16 protein-coding genes are annotated in these 16145 nt (G+C 59.9%); 11 read left to right on the top strand and 5 right to left on the bottom strand.

The window, feature by feature from the left end:
* Positions 1 to 118 precede the first annotated feature (118 nt).
* Together Q7W83_RS06670 and Q7W83_RS06675 are read left to right on the top strand one after the other, a co-directional pair.
* Positions 119 to 1465 carry a carbohydrate porin gene (locus Q7W83_RS06670; RefSeq protein ID WP_150634018.1) on the top strand — a complete coding sequence of 449 codons (1347 nt, stop codon included), beginning with the start codon at positions 119 to 121 and terminating at the stop codon, positions 1463 to 1465.
* Between the two features lie 112 nt (positions 1466 to 1577).
* Complete coding sequence (locus Q7W83_RS06675; protein ID WP_473655818.1) at positions 1578 to 2432, top strand: D-hexose-6-phosphate mutarotase; 855 nt, start codon at positions 1578 to 1580, stop codon at positions 2430 to 2432.
* Positions 2433 to 2586: 154 nt separating this feature from the next.
* Here Q7W83_RS06675 and Q7W83_RS06680 read toward each other — a convergent pair whose 3' ends face one another.
* Positions 2587 to 3447: a MurR/RpiR family transcriptional regulator gene (locus Q7W83_RS06680; RefSeq protein WP_172825977.1), complete on the bottom strand. Its 861-nt coding sequence runs from the start codon at positions 3445 to 3447 to the stop codon at positions 2587 to 2589.
* 242 nt (positions 3448 to 3689) lie between these two features.
* Between Q7W83_RS06680 and zwf the strand changes: the two genes are divergently transcribed.
* The 4 genes from zwf to Q7W83_RS06700 all read left to right on the top strand — a co-directional run bounded on the left by zwf (position 3690) and on the right by Q7W83_RS06700 (position 7450).
* Positions 3690 to 5159 (top strand): glucose-6-phosphate dehydrogenase, encoded by a 1470-nt coding sequence (gene zwf, locus Q7W83_RS06685; protein ID WP_150634016.1) that lies wholly within the window; start codon positions 3690 to 3692, stop codon positions 5157 to 5159.
* Complete coding sequence (pgl, locus tag Q7W83_RS06690; protein ID WP_150634015.1) at positions 5146 to 5859, top strand: 6-phosphogluconolactonase; 714 nt, start codon at positions 5146 to 5148, stop codon at positions 5857 to 5859. The genes zwf and pgl overlap by 14 nt, the downstream gene beginning before the upstream one ends.
* Positions 5860 to 5876: 17 nt before the next feature.
* Positions 5877 to 6542: a bifunctional 4-hydroxy-2-oxoglutarate aldolase/2-dehydro-3-deoxy-phosphogluconate aldolase gene (locus Q7W83_RS06695; RefSeq protein WP_150634014.1), complete on the top strand. Its 666-nt coding sequence runs from the start codon at positions 5877 to 5879 to the stop codon at positions 6540 to 6542.
* Between the two features lie 182 nt (positions 6543 to 6724).
* Complete coding sequence (locus tag Q7W83_RS06700; RefSeq protein ID WP_150654105.1) at positions 6725 to 7450, top strand: intradiol ring-cleavage dioxygenase; 726 nt, start codon at positions 6725 to 6727, stop codon at positions 7448 to 7450.
* A gap of 2 nt (positions 7451 to 7452) precedes the next feature.
* Here Q7W83_RS06700 and Q7W83_RS06705 read toward each other — a convergent pair whose 3' ends face one another.
* Both Q7W83_RS06705 and Q7W83_RS06710 read right to left on the bottom strand, forming a co-directional pair.
* Entirely contained in the window at positions 7453 to 8634 is a 1182-nt protein-coding gene (locus tag Q7W83_RS06705; protein ID WP_473655819.1) for an aminotransferase class V-fold PLP-dependent enzyme, read from the bottom strand.
* A 9-nt stretch (positions 8635 to 8643) separates the two neighbouring features.
* On the bottom strand, positions 8644 to 8880 hold the full coding sequence (locus tag Q7W83_RS06710) for a DUF3820 family protein (protein WP_150634011.1): 237 nt from the start codon (positions 8878 to 8880) through the stop codon (positions 8644 to 8646).
* A 203-nt stretch (positions 8881 to 9083) separates the two neighbouring features.
* Between Q7W83_RS06710 and Q7W83_RS06715 the strand changes: the two genes are divergently transcribed.
* The 4 genes from Q7W83_RS06715 to Q7W83_RS06730 all read left to right on the top strand — a co-directional run bounded on the left by Q7W83_RS06715 (position 9084) and on the right by Q7W83_RS06730 (position 12774).
* A complete protein-coding gene (locus Q7W83_RS06715; RefSeq protein WP_150634010.1) occupies positions 9084 to 9551 on the top strand; it encodes a ferritin-like domain-containing protein in 468 nt (155 codons plus the stop codon).
* A gap of 167 nt (positions 9552 to 9718) precedes the next feature.
* Positions 9719 to 11707: an FUSC family protein gene (locus Q7W83_RS06720; RefSeq protein WP_150634009.1), complete on the top strand. Its 1989-nt coding sequence runs from the start codon at positions 9719 to 9721 to the stop codon at positions 11705 to 11707.
* On the top strand, positions 11694 to 11900 hold the full coding sequence (locus tag Q7W83_RS06725) for a DUF1656 domain-containing protein (protein ID WP_150634008.1): 207 nt from the start codon (positions 11694 to 11696) through the stop codon (positions 11898 to 11900). Before Q7W83_RS06720 ends, Q7W83_RS06725 begins: the two co-directional genes overlap by 14 nt.
* A gap of 10 nt (positions 11901 to 11910) precedes the next feature.
* Positions 11911 to 12774 carry an efflux RND transporter periplasmic adaptor subunit gene (locus Q7W83_RS06730; protein ID WP_150634007.1) on the top strand — a complete coding sequence of 288 codons (864 nt, stop codon included), beginning with the start codon at positions 11911 to 11913 and terminating at the stop codon, positions 12772 to 12774.
* Positions 12775 to 12817: 43 nt separating this feature from the next.
* Here Q7W83_RS06730 and Q7W83_RS06735 read toward each other — a convergent pair whose 3' ends face one another.
* Together Q7W83_RS06735 and Q7W83_RS06740 are read right to left on the bottom strand one after the other, a co-directional pair.
* Entirely contained in the window at positions 12818 to 13288 is a 471-nt protein-coding gene (locus Q7W83_RS06735; RefSeq protein WP_008151121.1) for a MaoC family dehydratase, read from the bottom strand.
* Positions 13289 to 13330: 42 nt separating this feature from the next.
* A complete protein-coding gene (locus tag Q7W83_RS06740) occupies positions 13331 to 14275 on the bottom strand; it encodes an alpha/beta hydrolase (RefSeq protein WP_458377090.1) in 945 nt (314 codons plus the stop codon).
* Positions 14276 to 14489: 214 nt separating this feature from the next.
* Between Q7W83_RS06740 and Q7W83_RS06745 the strand changes: the two genes are divergently transcribed.
* Positions 14490 to 16145: long-chain-fatty-acid--CoA ligase (locus Q7W83_RS06745; RefSeq protein ID WP_473655820.1), on the top strand; the 1656-nt coding region annotated here is incomplete at its 3' end.

The following is a 16145-nucleotide window of genomic DNA, read 5'->3' on the forward strand; positions in this document are numbered from 1 at the left end:
GCTCCCACAAAAGCCTGGTCCCACAGGGGGATATGCGCTGAGCGGCCTGTCGCTCTTCGCAACTGATGTAACCGCGTTAGATAAAAACAGTTAATAACAATAAAACGAGGATGTAGGGATGAAGAAGAACAAAAACGCTCAGCTTATCTGCCAGTTGTCGGCGATTGCGGCAATGATGCTGGCCGGTAGCGTGCACGCGGCTGACGCGTTCAGCGCCGATTCCGAATGGATGACCGGCGATTGGGGTGGTGAGCGGACCAAGCTGATCGAGCAGGGTATCGACATCAAGATGGACTACGTCGGTGAAGTGGGCGGCAACCTTCACGGCGGCTACAACAACGACAAGACGGCGCGTTACGCCGACCAGTTTGGCCTGGGCGTGGCTCTGGACCTGCAAAAGTTGTGGGGCTGGGATAACACCCAGGCGAAGATCCAGCTGACCAACCGTAACGGCGAAAACATCTCCAATGACCGTGTCGGCGACCCGCGTGCCGGCACCTTGAGTTCCTCCCAGGAAGTCTACGGTCGTGGCCATATGGTCCGTCTGACCCAGTTGTGGATCAAGCACCAGTTCCTCGACGGCAAACTGGACGTCAAGGCCGGTTACTTCGGTGAAGGCGAAGACTTCAACACCTTCCCGTGCGAGTTCCAGAACCTGGCGTTCTGCGGTTCCCAGGTGGGTAACTGGGCGACCAACATCTGGTACAACTGGCCGGTTAGCCAGGCGGCGGTCCGCGTGAAGTACAACATCTCGCCTGAGTTCTATGCGCAGATCGGCGCGTACAACCAGAACCCGTCGCAACTGGAGCACGGTAACGGCTTCAAGCTCAGCGGCAGTGGTACCAAGGGCACCGTGTTGCCGGTCGAACTGGTCTGGTTGCCGAACCCTAACAACCTGCCGGGCGAATACCGTGTCGGTTACTACAAAAGCACGGCCAAGGCCGATGACGTTCGTGAAGACGAAAACGGTGCTGATGCGGCCACCAGCGGCAACGCTTACCGCAGCCACAGCAGCAAGTCCGGGTACTGGTTCGTGGCGCAGCAGCAGCTGACCGATCACAACGGTGACAAGAGCCGCGGCCTGACCGTTTCGGCCAACGCCACGTTCCACGACAAGGACACCAACATCGTCGACAACTACCAGTCGCTGATGCTGGTGTACAAAGGCCCGTTCGATGCCCGTCCGAAAGATGACGTCGGTATCGGTGCCGCCCGTATCCATGTCAACGATGACGTGAAGAAAAACGCCGAGCTGGTCAACGCCTCCAACAATGTCACTGACTATCAGGATCCAGCGTTCTCGCCACTGCGTAACACCGAGTACAACTACGAGATCAACTACGGCTTCCACGTTACCAACTGGCTGACCGTGCGTCCCAACCTGCAGTACATCACTCACCCGGGCGGTGTGGATGAAGTCGATAACGCGCTGGTCGCCGGGGTGAAAATTCAGTCGGTGTTCTAACGCTGTTGCGATAAGCTCCTCTCTATGTGCGCATTTTTGCGGACAGCCCAGGCTGTCCGCTTTTTTTTGGGGCGGCGCCCCCCGGTAAAGATGATTTTCAGGACCGTGGCACATGCATGAGCATCCGCTACAACGCTTCTTCAAATCCTTGCGCGAACGTCCGGTGTTTGCGTGGGAGCGCTATCAGATGCGCGACGTGTTGGTGATCGATCATCCGCTGTGTCAGGCGGTGTTCAGTCGTCAGGGGGCGCAGTTGCTGCACTTCCAGCCCAAGGGCCAGAAGCCCTGGCTCTGGTGCGCGGCGAAGTGGCCGCACGTCGGTGCGATTCGCGGCGGTGTGCCGGTGTGCTGGCCGTGGTACGGACGGCATCCGAGCGAAAACGCCTGGCCGTCCCATGGCTGGGCACGGTTGCTGGACTGGAAACTCCTCGACAGCAGTCATGACGACTACGGCGTGCGCCTGCACTGGCAACTGCAGTTGTGCGACTGGCAAGTGGACCTGCATGCCCACCTTGGCGAACGCATGGAGTTGCGCCTGAGCACCGAGCATCAAGACAGCCTGCCGTGCCAATTGAGTCAGGCTTTGCACGCCTATTGGCGTATTGGTGATGTCGGTGAGATAGCGCTGTCTGGGCTCGATGGGGCGCAAGGTTATGACCAGTTGAACCGCCAGGTTTGCCAGCAGGAAGGCGAGTTGCGGGTGGAGGGCGGCTGTCAGCGGGTGTTTCAGCATGACGGCGAATTGCAGCTCAAGGACCATGCCTGGCAGCGGGAATTGTGTATCGATACCGGGGACACCGCCGACACGGTGGTCTGGCATCCCGGGACGCGGCCGCTATTGGGCGTCAGTTGGAACGAGATTTCCGAGTTTGTCTGTGTGGAGGCGGCGAGCGGCGGGACCGATAGCTTGAGCCTGGCGCCGGGGCAGAAGGCGCATTTGAGTTTGCAGGCGCGGGTGGGAGTTTAGTTCAGATGCGGCAGAGTCTGGACTACCGCCATCGCGAGCAGGCTCGCTCCCACAGGGGGATTGGTTTTGAACACAAATGCTGTGTTAACCGAAGATCCAATGTGGGAGCGAGCCTGCTCGCGATGAGGCCGGACCGGTCAGTAGAGATTTCGGATCAGTTGAACTCATCCCCCACCGGATACCTGCTCGCATTCAGACTCTCTTTGATCTTGCGCAAATGCGGTTGGAAATCCACACCGCGGCGCAACGTCATGCCGGTCGCCAGCACGTCGAGCACAGTCAACTGAATGATCCGCGACGTCATCGGCATGTAGATGTCGGTGTCTTCCGGCAATGGAATGTTCAGGCTCAGCGTACTGGCCTTGGCCAGCGGTGAACCTTCGGCGGTCAGACCGAGCACCGAAGCACCGTTTTCCCGGGCGATACGCGCCACTTCCACCAGTTCGCGGGTACGACCGGTGTAGGAAATGATCACGAACAACTCACCGGTGTGCGCCACCGACGCGATCATGCGCTGCATCAACACATCCGCATGGGCGGTGACGGCCAGGTTGAAACGGAAGAATTTGTGCTGCGCGTCGAGCGCCACCGGGGCCGAGGCGCCGAGGCCGAAGAAGTGGATCTGCCGGGCCTGGATCAACAGGTCGACGGCGCGGCTGATCAGGTTCGGGTCGAGCGCCTGCAAGGCACTGTCCAGTGAGGCGATGGCGCTGCCGAAAATCTTCTTGGTATAGGCTTCCGGGTTGTCGTCGGCCTCGACCGCACGGCTGACATACGCCGCACCACTGGCCAGGCTCTGGGCCAGTTGCAGCTTGAGCTCCGGGTAGCCGCTGACGCCGAACGAACGGCAGAAACGGTTGACCGTCGGCTCGCTGACCTTGGAGGCCTGGGCGAGGGCGGCGATGCTGAACCGGGTGGCCTGCTCTGGGTTGAGCAGGATCACTTCGGCAACTTTGCGTTCTGCCTTGTTCAGGTCTTCAAGGCGATTCTGGATCTGTTCCAGTAAATTTCGCACGCGGTCCATATGGTTTCCTAGGTTCGCCTACAAGAGTGCTCTGCGATGCAAGCAAGCGTGCTGCTATGCAAATTGGGACTTTGATACTGCCCCAAACGGTGGCCTATCCTACTGATGGCTCCGATCGACCACCACTCGGAATCTGTATTTTGCGAAAATGTTGTGGTTATTACTACATTTTTGCTTGAGCGATGCCTTGAAAAAAGGTATTTGTAGCTTAACTTGATAAAAGAACAAACATCATGCCTTCGATTACGGTTGAACCGTGCACCTTTGCCTTGTTCGGCGCGCTTGGCGATCTGGCCCTGCGCAAGCTGTTTCCTGCCCTCTATCAACTCGATGGCGCAGGCCTGCTGCACGAAGACACGCGCATCATCGGGTTGGCTCGTGAGCCCGGCAGTGAGCAGGAGCATCTGGCGTTCATCGCTGCCGAGCTGCGCCGCTACGTCGGTGCCAAAGAGCTGGATGAAGCGGTGGTCGAACGCTTTCTGGCTCGCCTGACCTATCTGCACGTCGATTTCCTCAAGTCCGAAGACTATGTGGCCCTGGCCGAAATGGCCGGCAGCGCTCAACGAGTGATTGCCTATTTCGCCACGCCAGCCGCCGTTTATGGCGCGATCTGCGAGAACCTGGCGAAGGTCGGCCTGGCCGAGAACACCCGTGTGGTGCTGGAAAAACCCATCGGCTCGGACCTCGAATCCTCGCGCAAGGTCAACGACGCCGTGGCGCAGTTCTTCCCGGAGAACCGCACCTACCGCATCGACCACTACCTGGGCAAAGAGACCGTTCAAAACCTCATCGCCCTGCGTTTCGCCAACAGCCTGTTCGAAACCCAGTGGAACCAGAATTATATTTCCCACGTGGAAATCACCGTGGCCGAAAAGGTCGGGATCGAAGGCCGCTGGGGCTACTTCGACAAGGCCGGTCAGCTGCGGGACATGATCCAGAATCACCTGCTGCAACTGCTTTGCCTGATCGCCATGGACCCACCGGCCGACCTGTCCGCCGACAGTATTCGTGACGAGAAAGTCAAAGTGCTCAAGGCGCTGGCGCCGATCAGTCCGGAAGGCCTGACTACCCAAGTGGTGCGCGGCCAGTACATCGCCGGTTACAGCGAAGGCAAACCGGTTCCCGGCTACCTGGAAGAACCGAATTCCAATACCCAGAGCGACACCGAAACTTTCGTTGCCCTGCGGGCCGACATCCGCAACTGGCGTTGGGCCGGCGTGCCGTTTTACTTGCGTACCGGCAAGCGCATGCCGCAGAAACTGTCGCAGATCGTCATCCACTTCAAGGAACCGTCGCACTACATCTTCGCCCCCGAGCAGCGCCTGCAAATCAGCAACAAGCTGATTATCCGCCTGCAACCGGACGAAGGCATTTCCTTGCGCGTGATGACCAAAGAACAAGGCCTGGACAAGGGCATGCAGCTGCGCAGCGGTCCGTTGCAGCTGAATTTTTCCGACACCTGGCGCAGCGCACGGATTCCCGATGCCTACGAGCGGTTGTTGCTGGAAGTGATGCGCGGCAATCAGAACCTGTTTGTCCGTAAAGATGAAATCGAAGCCGCGTGGAAGTGGTGTGACCAGTTGATTGCCGGGTGGAAAAAATCCGGTGATGCGCCCAAGCCGTACGCGGCCGGGTCCTGGGGACCGATGAGCTCCATTGCTCTGATCACGCGGGACGGGAGGTCGTGGTATGGCGATATCTGATTTGCAACTGCCGCAGGGCGTCAGCGCCCATGCGTTCAAAAGCCCGGTGCTGCTGGCCGAAGGCCTGGCACTGAAGGTGGCCAGGCAATTGAGCGACGCGATTGATGCTCAAGGCACGGCCACGCTGGTGGTGTCCGGCGGACGCAGTCCGGTGGCGTTTTTCCAGCACCTGGCCAAGCAGACGCTGGACTGGTCGAACGTGGTGGTCAGCCTGGCGGACGAGCGCTGGGTGCCGGTTGAACATGCCGACAGCAATGCCGGTCTGCTCAAGCGTTACCTGTTGCAAGGCCCGGCGGCCAAGGCTCAGTTCCTGAGTCTGTACAGCGCCAGCGCGAACCTGGAACAAGCGGCCGAACAGGCTGATCGCTTGCTCGCCGAGCTACCGGCGATTGACGTGTTGGTACTGGGCATGGGCGATGACGGTCACACCGCGTCGCTGTTCCCGAACAGCCCGAACCTGGCCGATGCCTTGAAATCCGACGGCAAACGTCGTTGCTACCCGATGCTGGCGCCGACCGTACCGCATCAGCGCCTGACCATGAGTCGCGCGCTGCTGGCTTCGGCCAAACACACTGTTCTATCGATTTCCGGTCAGTCCAAGCTGACCACCCTGAGTGCTGCATTGGCCGGTGACGATGTCGCCGCCATGCCGATTCGCGCGTTTCTGCAACCCACGTTAGAGATTTACTGGTGCCCATGAGCCAAGGAACAGCCGCTATGACAACCCCATCCCCGACCGTTTCCATGGCGGACAAAGTTGCCCTGATCGACAGCCTCTGCGCCAAGGCGCGGATTCTGCCGGTGATCACCATCGCTCGTGAACAGGACGTGCTGCCGCTGGCCGACGCCCTCGCGGCCGGTGGCCTGACAGCCCTGGAAGTGACCCTGCGTTCGCAGTTCGGCCTCAAGGCCATCCAGATCCTGCGCGAGCAGCGTCCGGAATTGGTGACCGGTGCCGGCACCGTGCTCGATCGCCACATGCTGGCCGCCGCAGAAGCCGCCGGTTCGCAGTTCATTGTCACGCCGGGCATCACCCGTGACTTGCTCGAGGCTAGCGTCAGCAGCCCGATTCCGTTGTTGCCAGGCATCAGCAACGCCTCGGGCATCATGGAAGGCTACGGTCTGGGCTATCGCCGCTTCAAGCTGTTCCCGGCGGAAGTCAGCGGCGGCGTCGCGGCAATCAAAGCCTTGGGCGGTCCGTTCGGCGAAGTGAAATTCTGCCCGACCGGCGGTGTCAGCCCGGCTAACATCAAGAGCTACATGGCGTTGAAAAACGTGATGTGCGTGGGCGGTAGCTGGATGCTTGATCCGGAGTGGATCAAGAACGGCGACTGGGCCCGCATTCAGGAATGCACCGCCGAGGCCTTGGCGCTGCTGGACTGATTTGCTTTTACCCAACACTTCGTTGTGTGTTCTACGGCTTTACGGTGCGCTTGGTCGGTGCACCGTTTTTTTTTGCCCAACGAAAAACCATTCTCCTGCAGGACATCACGCGATACATAGTTACCGCCTCTCGCCGCTGATCCAGCGTTAACCTGCGTTCATCTTATGGAAGAGAGAGCGTCATGGTCGCCACCCCCCCAGTTGCATCCCCACCGCCGGCTTACCTGCTGTCACCCGAACAGATCGCCGGCCCGTATTTTCGCAACCCGAAACTGATCAGGCGAAACATCAGCGAAGGCCTGGACGGGATTCCGTTGGTGCTGCGGCTGACGATCATCGATGCGATGACCCATGAACCCGTCAACGGGGCCATCGTTGATATCTGGCATTGCAATGCTCGCGGCGCCTATTCGGGGTGGAGCAAAATCAACCCGGACAATGAAGTCGACGTCGGCGATATCGGCGCGATTGCGCGTACCGACGACGACACTTATCTGCGCGGCGGGCAGTTCACGGACCCAAATGGCATCGTGCGCTTTACCACGATTTATCCAGGGTTCTATGCCGGCCGCGCGCTGCACATTCACGTCGCGGTCCGAGTCACCGCCGGCAACAACTATCTCGAAGAGCGCCACGTCGCCTGGGTCGGCCAACTGTACTTTCCCGAAGTGGCCTCTCGCTCGGTGCTCAATGCCAGGGAGTACCGTGGTCGAACCGTCACCGCGCTGACCAACGACGAGGATTACTACTACGCCACCATGGGCGGCGAAGCCTCGACCCTGAACGTTCACACCCTCGGTCGAGATTCGAAGGAAGACGGCTTTTTTGGGCACATGACCATTGGCATCGACACGTTCGCGGCCTCATCACAGATCAAACCGGAGGACTTCGACAAGTACACCGTGTGACGTCAGCGCAGTTCGTTCAGTGCCGTGCTCAGCGTGTCCATGTCTGCTGCGGTAGTGGTCAGCCCCGGCGTGATGCGGATGCACGGGCCACTCGCTGCACCGCTGCGCACCACGGTAAACAGGTTGTAGTCCTTGAGCAGCCGCTCGGCCATCGCTTGTTGGTCGGCATGCCGGGTAAAGCGCATCGACGTGATGCCGCAATACAGTTGCGGGTCGTCCGGGGTCATCACGTCGATGCCCGGCAAGTCACGCACGGCGCTGACCCAGCGGTTGCGCAGGTAATTGAGCCGGGCGCCCTTGGCGGCGGAACCGCCCATCGCCCGATGCTCTTCGAACACCAGCGGCAGGGTCAGCAGCGCCGGAATGTTGGGCGTGCTGTATGGCGTGCGGGCGCGAATGTCGGTGACCGGGAAATGCATTTCGCCCATGTCCGGGTCGATGTCGGCGAGGCGCTCCGGGGCGATGTAGATGAAGCCCAGGGTCAGCGGCGCACCGATCCATTTGTGCAGGTTGAAACCGGCGAATGCGATGCCGAGGTCATCGAGGTTGAACTCGATCTGGCCGAGCGCATGGGCGCCGTCGAGAATCACGTCGATCCCGTGTTCCCTGGCGGCGGCAGCAATCGCCCGCACCGGCATCACCAGACCGGTGCGGTGAGTGACGTGAGTCAGGGCCATCAGTTTGAGCTTTGGGTATCGCACGAAGGCGTCGCGGTAAGTCGCCAGCAAACTGTCGAAACTGGCGGGGTGTGCATGTTCGATCTCGATCACTTCCACGCCGCGATGCCTGGCCAGCCAACGCATCGCGCCTTTGACCGTGTCGTATTCCAGATCGCAGATCAGTACCTGGTCACCGGGTTGCAGGCGATTGTAATTGCGAATCAGCGATTGCAAACCGTCCGAGGCGTTGCGGGTGAAGGCGACGGATTCGACCGTTACGCCCATCAGGTCGGCGAGCTGCGCGCGAACCTGTTCGTTTTCACCCTGTTCGAAACGCTGGCGCACATGCACCGAGTTGCCGCGGTTGATGAGTTCGATGTTGTGCTGGTATTCCTCGACCACCGTGCGCGACATGCGACCGAAGTAACCGTTCTCAAGGTTGATCGGGCCGGGTTCGACGGCATAGCGGTCGGCAAAGGTTTGCCAAAACAATTCATCACGGGCGCGGCGGGTGTTATCGGGCATAGGGACGGCTCAGTGGCGGGGGGCGGGTTTACCGTGTTTGGCGCGCAGCGGTTCAAGCAGCTCCGACAAGCCGTTGTGATCGATTTCCTGCATCAGGGCCAGCAGTCCGCCCAGTTCGCCATGGGGGAAGCCTTCTCGGGCGAACCAGTTCAGGTAGGGGCCGGGCAGGTCGGCAATGATGCGGCCCTTGTATTTGCCGAAGGGCATTTCGTGGGTAATCAGCAGTTCGAGCTTTTCAGGGTTCATCAGTCAGTCGTCTTGAATCGGTCAGTCTGGAAAATACAGGCATTCTGCATGCAGGCCAATTGACAGATCATGCAAATAACGCGGATACAGATTTCAGCTATAAAGTTAAGTGATTGAAATATAACGAATAAATTATCAATTCAAAGCTGGCATGCAGGGTGCAATAGCTATTGCATCTTTCATCAACCCGTGAGGAATTGAAAATGACCGACATGAATAAAGAAGCGATCTCGGTACTCAACGACCTGATTGAAACCAGCAAAGATGGTCAGGAAGGGTTCAAGACATGCGCTGAAGACATCAAGCACCCAGAACTGAAAACATTGTTCATCACTCGCTCCGCCGACTGCGCCACTGCGGCTTCTGAACTGCAAGCAGCGGTTCGTTCGATGGGCGGCGATCCGGAAACTTCCACCAGCGTCAGTGGTGATTTGCACCGTCGCTGGGTCGACGTGAAGGCGATGTTCACCGGCAAGGATGAAGAAGCCGTGCTGAACGAAGCCGAGCGCGGTGAAGACCATGCGCTGAAGGCTTACAAAGAAGCCATCGAGAAAATCAACAAGCACAACCTGGTGGGCATTCGTGACCTGGTTGAACGTCAGTACCACGGCGTGCAACGCAATCACGATCAGGTGAAAGCCCTGCGTAACCAGGCTCGCGCACGCTCGTAAGCGCATAAAGTCTGTCAAAAACGCCAGCTAGCCTGGCGTTTTTTTGTGCCCGGGTTTTAGCGCTGGACGCCTGATAGATAGCCAGCTAATAATTTGATTCAAACGGATCATTCAATGACTTGGATGAACCCGACTATCGTTAAATCGTCCTTTCAAGAGTGTTTTTCGTGCCTATCACTTTGCAGGCTTTATTCGCGCCTGACCGCCGCGCCTTGCAGTTCGCGATCAAGACGCTGATCGGTGGCGGCCTGGCATTGTGGCTGGCATTGCGCTGGGGGCTGGAGCAACCGGCGTGGGCGCTGATGACAGCGTTCATCGTTGCTCAGCCGTTGTCCGGGATGGTGGTGCAGAAGGGCTTGGCGCGGTTGCTGGGCACGCTGATCGGGACGTTCATGTCGGTGGTGTTCATGGGCCTGTTCGCCCAGACGCCGTGGCTGTTTTTGCTGGCATTGGCGTTGTGGCTGGGGTTGTGTACGGCGAGTTCGACGCTGTTGCGCAGTGCCTGGTCTTATTCATTTGTGCTGGCCGGTTATACGGTGGCAATCATCGCGTTACCGGCCATCACCCATCCGCTGACGGTGTTCGACCAAGCCGTGGCACGCTGTACGGAAATCTGTCTGGGCATTCTCTGCGCCACCGCCGCCAGCGCGCTGCTGTGGCCGATGCGGGTCGAGCGGCAATTGGCGGACCAGGCACGCGCCGCGTGGCACAGTGGCATGAATGCCGCACGCGCCACCCTGGCCGGCGATGGTCAGGCGCGCAAGGGCTTGCTGGAAATCCTTGGGCGCATCGTCGCGGTGGATGCCCAGCGCGAACATGCCTGGTTCGAGGGCGGGCTGGGCCGGCAACGAGCGCGGGCCATCAGTGGGCTGAGCCAGAAGCTGTTGATGCTGCTACGCATTGCGCGATCGGTGCGGCGGCAGTGGAAGCAACTTGAAGCGCAGGAAACCGCGCAGTTGCTGCCGTGGATGACCGAGGTTCAAGAAGCGCTCGCCAGCCCGGACACCGCAACGTTGCAAGCCTTGCGCCCGCGTTTGCTCGATGCCAGCCATGACCCGCAGATCAGTTCCGCGCAGAGTTACTGTCTGGTCCGTTTCGCCTTGTTGATGGATACCGCGATGGCGGCGAACGCAGCATTGACTGCGGTGGAGGAGGGCAAGGAAACCGTCGACCCGCCGCGCACGCTGACACCGCACCGCGATCTGTCATTGGCGCTGGTGTTCGGCGCGCGTAGTGCCCTGGCGTTTCTGGTGGTGTCGTGTTTCTGGCTGGCCACCGCGTGGCCCGCCGCCTCGGGGGCGTTGCTGTTGACCTGCGTGGTGTGCAGCCTGTTCGCCAGTCGCGAAAACGGCGCGCAAATCGGCATGAGTTTCATGCGCGGGATTTTTCTGGCGATCCCGGCGGCGTTTTTCGTCGGGCAGATTTTGCTGCCGCAATGGAGTGGTTTTGCGCTGCTCTGCATGGGCATGGGCGTGCCGTTGTTTTTCGGCGCGCTGGGCATGGCCAGGCCGCAGATCGGCGCCACGGCGACGTCGTTCTGTCTGCATTTCATCGTGCTGGTGTCACCGCTCAACGCGATGAAATTCGACGTCGCGACGTTCTTCAACAGCGCTCAAGCCATGGTGGTGGGTGTCGGTGCGGCGGTGCTGGCGTTTCACTTGCTGATCCTGCGCAACCCGACGTGGCACGGTCGGCGCTTGCTGGCGGCGACCCTCGGCGACCTGGTGCGCCTGACCCGGCGTAATCTGCGCGGTGCCGAAAGCTGGTTCGGCGGACGCATGGCCGACCGCTTGCTGCAACTGGCGCGGCACTACCCGGAACTGCCGGAGCCGGCGCGTAGTCGCTGGGACGACGGCTTGCTCGGTCTCGACATTGGCGACGAGCTGCTGCACCTGCGCTTGAGTCTGGCGGTGGCGCAGGCTCCGGTCAGTGCCGCGCAGCGGCGGTATCTCGAGCAACTGGAAAATGTCCTTGAGCAAGGCCCGGCCGGCCACTGCGCGGATGCGCTGGAACACCCCAGCGAAGAATTCTTGAAGACCTTGTACGCATTGCCGCCCAGTGACGCCGTGAAACTGGCCCAAGGCGCGGTGCTGCAATTGCAGAACAGTTGGCGCACGTGGTGCCACCAACAGGAGCAAAGCCATGGGCTTGCATGAATGGTCGGTGGGCGGCGTGCTGCTCAGTCCTTTTCTGATTTATGTGCTGCTGGCGTTGCTGGTCACCGGCGCCTTGCGCCTGCTGTTGCGCCTGACCCCGGCCGGTCGCTGGATCTGGCACGAAGCGTTATTCGATTGCGCCTTGTACGTCTGTGTATTGACCTTGATCACCGTCGTCCTCGGACCTTTATAAGGAGTTGAACATGCGTACACCCGTACGTGTCGCGGTTACCCTGTGCCTGGTGGCGCTGGCGATTTTTGCCGGTTTCCATTTGTGGCAGTACTACATGCTTACACCGTGGACCCGGGATGCGCGGATTCGCGCCGACGTGGTGGTGATCGCCCCGGATGTGTCGGGCTGGGTGCGTGAGCTCAAAGTCTTCGACAACCAGGCGGTGAAGGCCGGCGATCTGTTGCTGAGCATTGATCGCGACCGTTTCGAAGCTGCGTTGGAGAAGGCGCAAGCGGTGGTGCAGACCCGTCAGCAGCAACTCAATCTGCGCGAGCGCGAAGCCAGCCGTCGCGCCAGCCTCGGGCCGCAAGCGATCAGTGCCGAGCTGCGCGAGAACGCGCAAATCAACGCTGGCATCGCTCGTGGCGAACTGCGTGAAGCTCAGGCCGAAGCCAAGGTTGCCGAACTCAACCTCGCCCGCAGTCAGGTCCATGCGCCACGCAGCGGTCACATCACCAATCTGCGTCTGGCCCAAGGCAACTACGTGAATGCCGGGCAACCGGTGATGGCGTTGATCGATGATTCAACGTTTTATGTGCAGGCGTATTTCGAAGAAACCAAACTGCCGCGGATTCGCGTCGGCGATCCGGTAAAGGTCTGGTTGATGAGTGCCGGAGAGGCGCTGGAAGGGCATGTGGAAAGCATCAGTCGCGGCATTACCGATCGCAATACCACGCCGGATGGGCAGTTACTGGCGGAGGTGGAGCCGACATTTAACTGGGTCAGGCTGGCGCAGCGAATTCCGGTGCGAATCAAACTGGACCAGGTGCCCGAGGGGATCAATTTGAGTTCGGGGATGACGGCGAGTGTGCAGGTGCAGGAAGGGCCAAAATAACTGTAGGAGCGAGCAGGCTCGCTCCTACAGAAGTGCGCAGGGTTCAGCCGATGCTGATCGCCGGCAGGGTCGGCAACGTCACGGTCTGCTGCTTGCGCGGTGCCAGAATCTCCGCCTCACCATCCACCACCAGCTCATCGCGCTGGTTGAACACGCGTGTGGCAATGCGCACACGAAACTTTGGCAGCTTCTCAAGAATCTCCAGGCGCACCGTCAGCGTGTCGCCAATCTTCACCGGCTTCTGAAAGCTCATCTGCTGACCGATATAAATAGTGCCCGGCCCTGGCAACTCGCAGGCAACCGCAGCACTGATCAATGCGCCACTGAACATGCCGTGCGCGATACGCTCCTTGAACATGGTGCCGGCGGCGAATTCGGCGTCCAGGTGCACCGGGTTGTGGTCACCCGACATGGCGGCGAACAACTGAATGTCACGCTCTTCGACCGTCTTGCTGTAGCTGGCGGTCTGGCCGACTTCGAGGGCTTCGTACGGGGTGTTGGTAACCTGGGTCATCTGTTTCAATTCCTGTGACAAATAAAAAAACCACAAAAAAAACTATTCGGATCGGGGCGGGCGGCGGTGGCTCAGGGCTTGCGCGATCCAGCTCAGCACATCGGCCGTCACTTCATCGCGATTGCTCTCGTTGAACAGTTCGTGCCGTGCCTGCGGGTAAATTTTCAGTTGCAGGCTCTGGCTGCCAGCGGCACGTAACGCATCGGCCAGATCTTTCAGACGCTTGCCTTCACTCACCGGATCACATTCGCCGCCAATCACCAGCAGCGGCAGGCCCGGATCGATCTGGGCGAGATTGGACGCTTTGCTGATTTGCTGCAAGCCGCCGAGCAAATCGATCCAGAACTGATTGGTGCAGCGAAAGCCGCAGAGCGGATCGTTGGCGTACTTGTCGACTTCGGCCGGGTCGCGGCTGAGCCAGTCGAACGAGGTGCGCGCCGGTTTGAACTTCTTGTTGAACGAGCCGAACGACAGCCATTCGATCAGCGCGCTTCGGCCCTTCGGCCCCTGGCGCAAGCGTTCGAGGCGTGCGATCTGCCGGGCTGCGCGATAAAGCGCTACGGGTTGAAAGTTCGAACCACTGAGCACCGCGCCATACAGGCTGGCACTGTGATGCAGCAGATAAGCCTGGGCGATGTAGCTGCCCATGCTGTGGCCGAGCAGCACGATCGGCACGCCGGGATGTTGCTGCCCAATGTGCTGATTGAGGCTGGCGAGGTCGCCGACCACCTTGCACCAGCCATCGTCGTCGGCGAAATGACCGAGTGTCCCGTTTTCGGCGGTTTTGCCATGTCCACGCAGGTCCGGCGCATACATACCGTAGCCCTGTTCGCAGAGCTGTTCTGCCAGGCGCGCGTAGCGACCGCTGTGTTCGGCCATGCCGTGGGCCAGCAGGATCACCGCTTTCAACGGCGCTGCGGGCAGCCACTGGTTGACGAAGAGGCGGCTGCGGTCACTCGCGGTCAGCCAGAAGGTGTCGTGGATCATGGCGATTCCTTTGCATGGGCTCGGTCCATTGTATAGCGCATCCTGCGCTTGCCGTCTGATCAGGCCGCACCACGGCACCAAGATTCACACGGTCAATGACGGTTGTTGGCATATTTGCCTGATTCGCCATAGCTGCTAGTGTCCGTGAAGCTCCGCTTTTTCAAGGCGACACAAAAGCGGCCCCGGATAGGTTCAGGTAAAGAGGACAAGAACAATGCAACCTGATTTCTGGAATGACAAACGCCCGGCCGGCGTACCCTTGGACATCGATCAAGGGGCTTACAAGTCGGTGATCGAGGTGTTCGAGCGTTCCTGCAAAAAATTTGCTGACCGCCCGGCCTTCAGCAACATGGGCATCACCTTGACCTACGCCGAGCTGGAACGCTACAGCGCCGCGTTCGCCGGTTACCTGCAAGCCCACACCGATCTGGTGCCGGGGGATCGCATTGCGGTGCAGATGCCCAACGTCCTGCATTATCCGATTGCCGTGTTCGGTGCGTTGCGCGCCGGGCTGATCGTGGTCAACACCAATCCGCTGTACACCGCACGGGAAATGCGTCACCAATTCAAGGATTCCGGTGCCCGCGCGCTGGTGTACCTGAACATGTTCGGGCAGAAGGTCCAGGAAGTGCTGGCCGACACCGACATCCAGTACCTGATCGAAGCGAAGATGGGCGACCTGATGCCCGTCGCCAAAGGCTGGCTGGTCAACACCCTGGTCAGCAAAGTGAAGAAAATGGTCCCGGACTATTCCTTGCCGCAGGCCGTTTCCTTCAAGAGCGCGCTGCGTCTGGGCCGAGGCCTGGGCATCAAACCGTTGAACGCCGGTCTCAACGACATCGCCGTGCTGCAATACACGGGTGGCACCACCGGTCTGGCCAAGGGGGCGATGCTGACCCACGGCAATCTGGTGGCGAACATGCAGCAGGCCCGCGCCTGCCTCGGCCAGTTCGGCGATGACGGCCAGCCATTGCTGCGCGAAGGGCAGGAGGTGATGATCGCGCCGCTGCCGCTGTACCACATCTATGCCTTCACCGCGAATTGCATGTGCATGATGGTGACCGGCAACCACAACGTGCTGATCACCAATCCACGAGACATCAAGGGCTTCATCAAGGAGCTGAAAAACTGGCGGTTCTCGGCGTTGCTGGGGCTCAACACGCTGTTCGTCGCGCTGATGGACCACCCGGACTTCAAGTCCCTGGATTTCTCCAGCCTGAAACTGACCAACTCCGGCGGCACCGCGCTGGTCAAGGCCACCGCCGAGCGTTGGGAGCAACTGACCGGGTGCCGCATCACCGAAGGTTATGGCCTGACCGAAACCTCGCCGGTGGCGTGCACCAACCCGTACGGCGACAAATCGCGGATCGGCACGGTCGGCCTGCCAGTGCCGGGTACCACGCTGAAAGTCATCAACGATGAAGGTGTCGAGCAGCCGATGGGCGAGCGCGGCGAACTGTGCATCAAAGGCCCGCAGATCATGAAGGGCTACTGGCAGAAACCCGAAGCCACTGCCGAAGTGCTGGATGCCGAAGGCTGGTTCAAATCCGGCGACATTGCCGTGATCGACCCGGACGGTTTTGTGCGCATCGTTGATCGCAAGAAAGACATGATCATTGTCTCGGGTTTCAACGTGTACCCGAACGAGATCGAAGACGTGGTGATGGCTCACCCGAAAGTCGCCAACTGCGCAGTCATTGGTGTGCCGGACGAGCGTTCGGGCGAGGCGGTGAAGTTGTTTGTGGTGGCGCGTGAGTCGGGGGTCAGCCTTGAAGAGTTGAAGGCTTACTGCAAGGAAAACTTCACGGCGTACAAAGTGCCCAAGCACATCGTGTTGCGTGAGTCGTTGCCGATGACGCCGGTGGGCAAG

The organism is Pseudomonas sp. 300 (assembly GCF_055803035.1).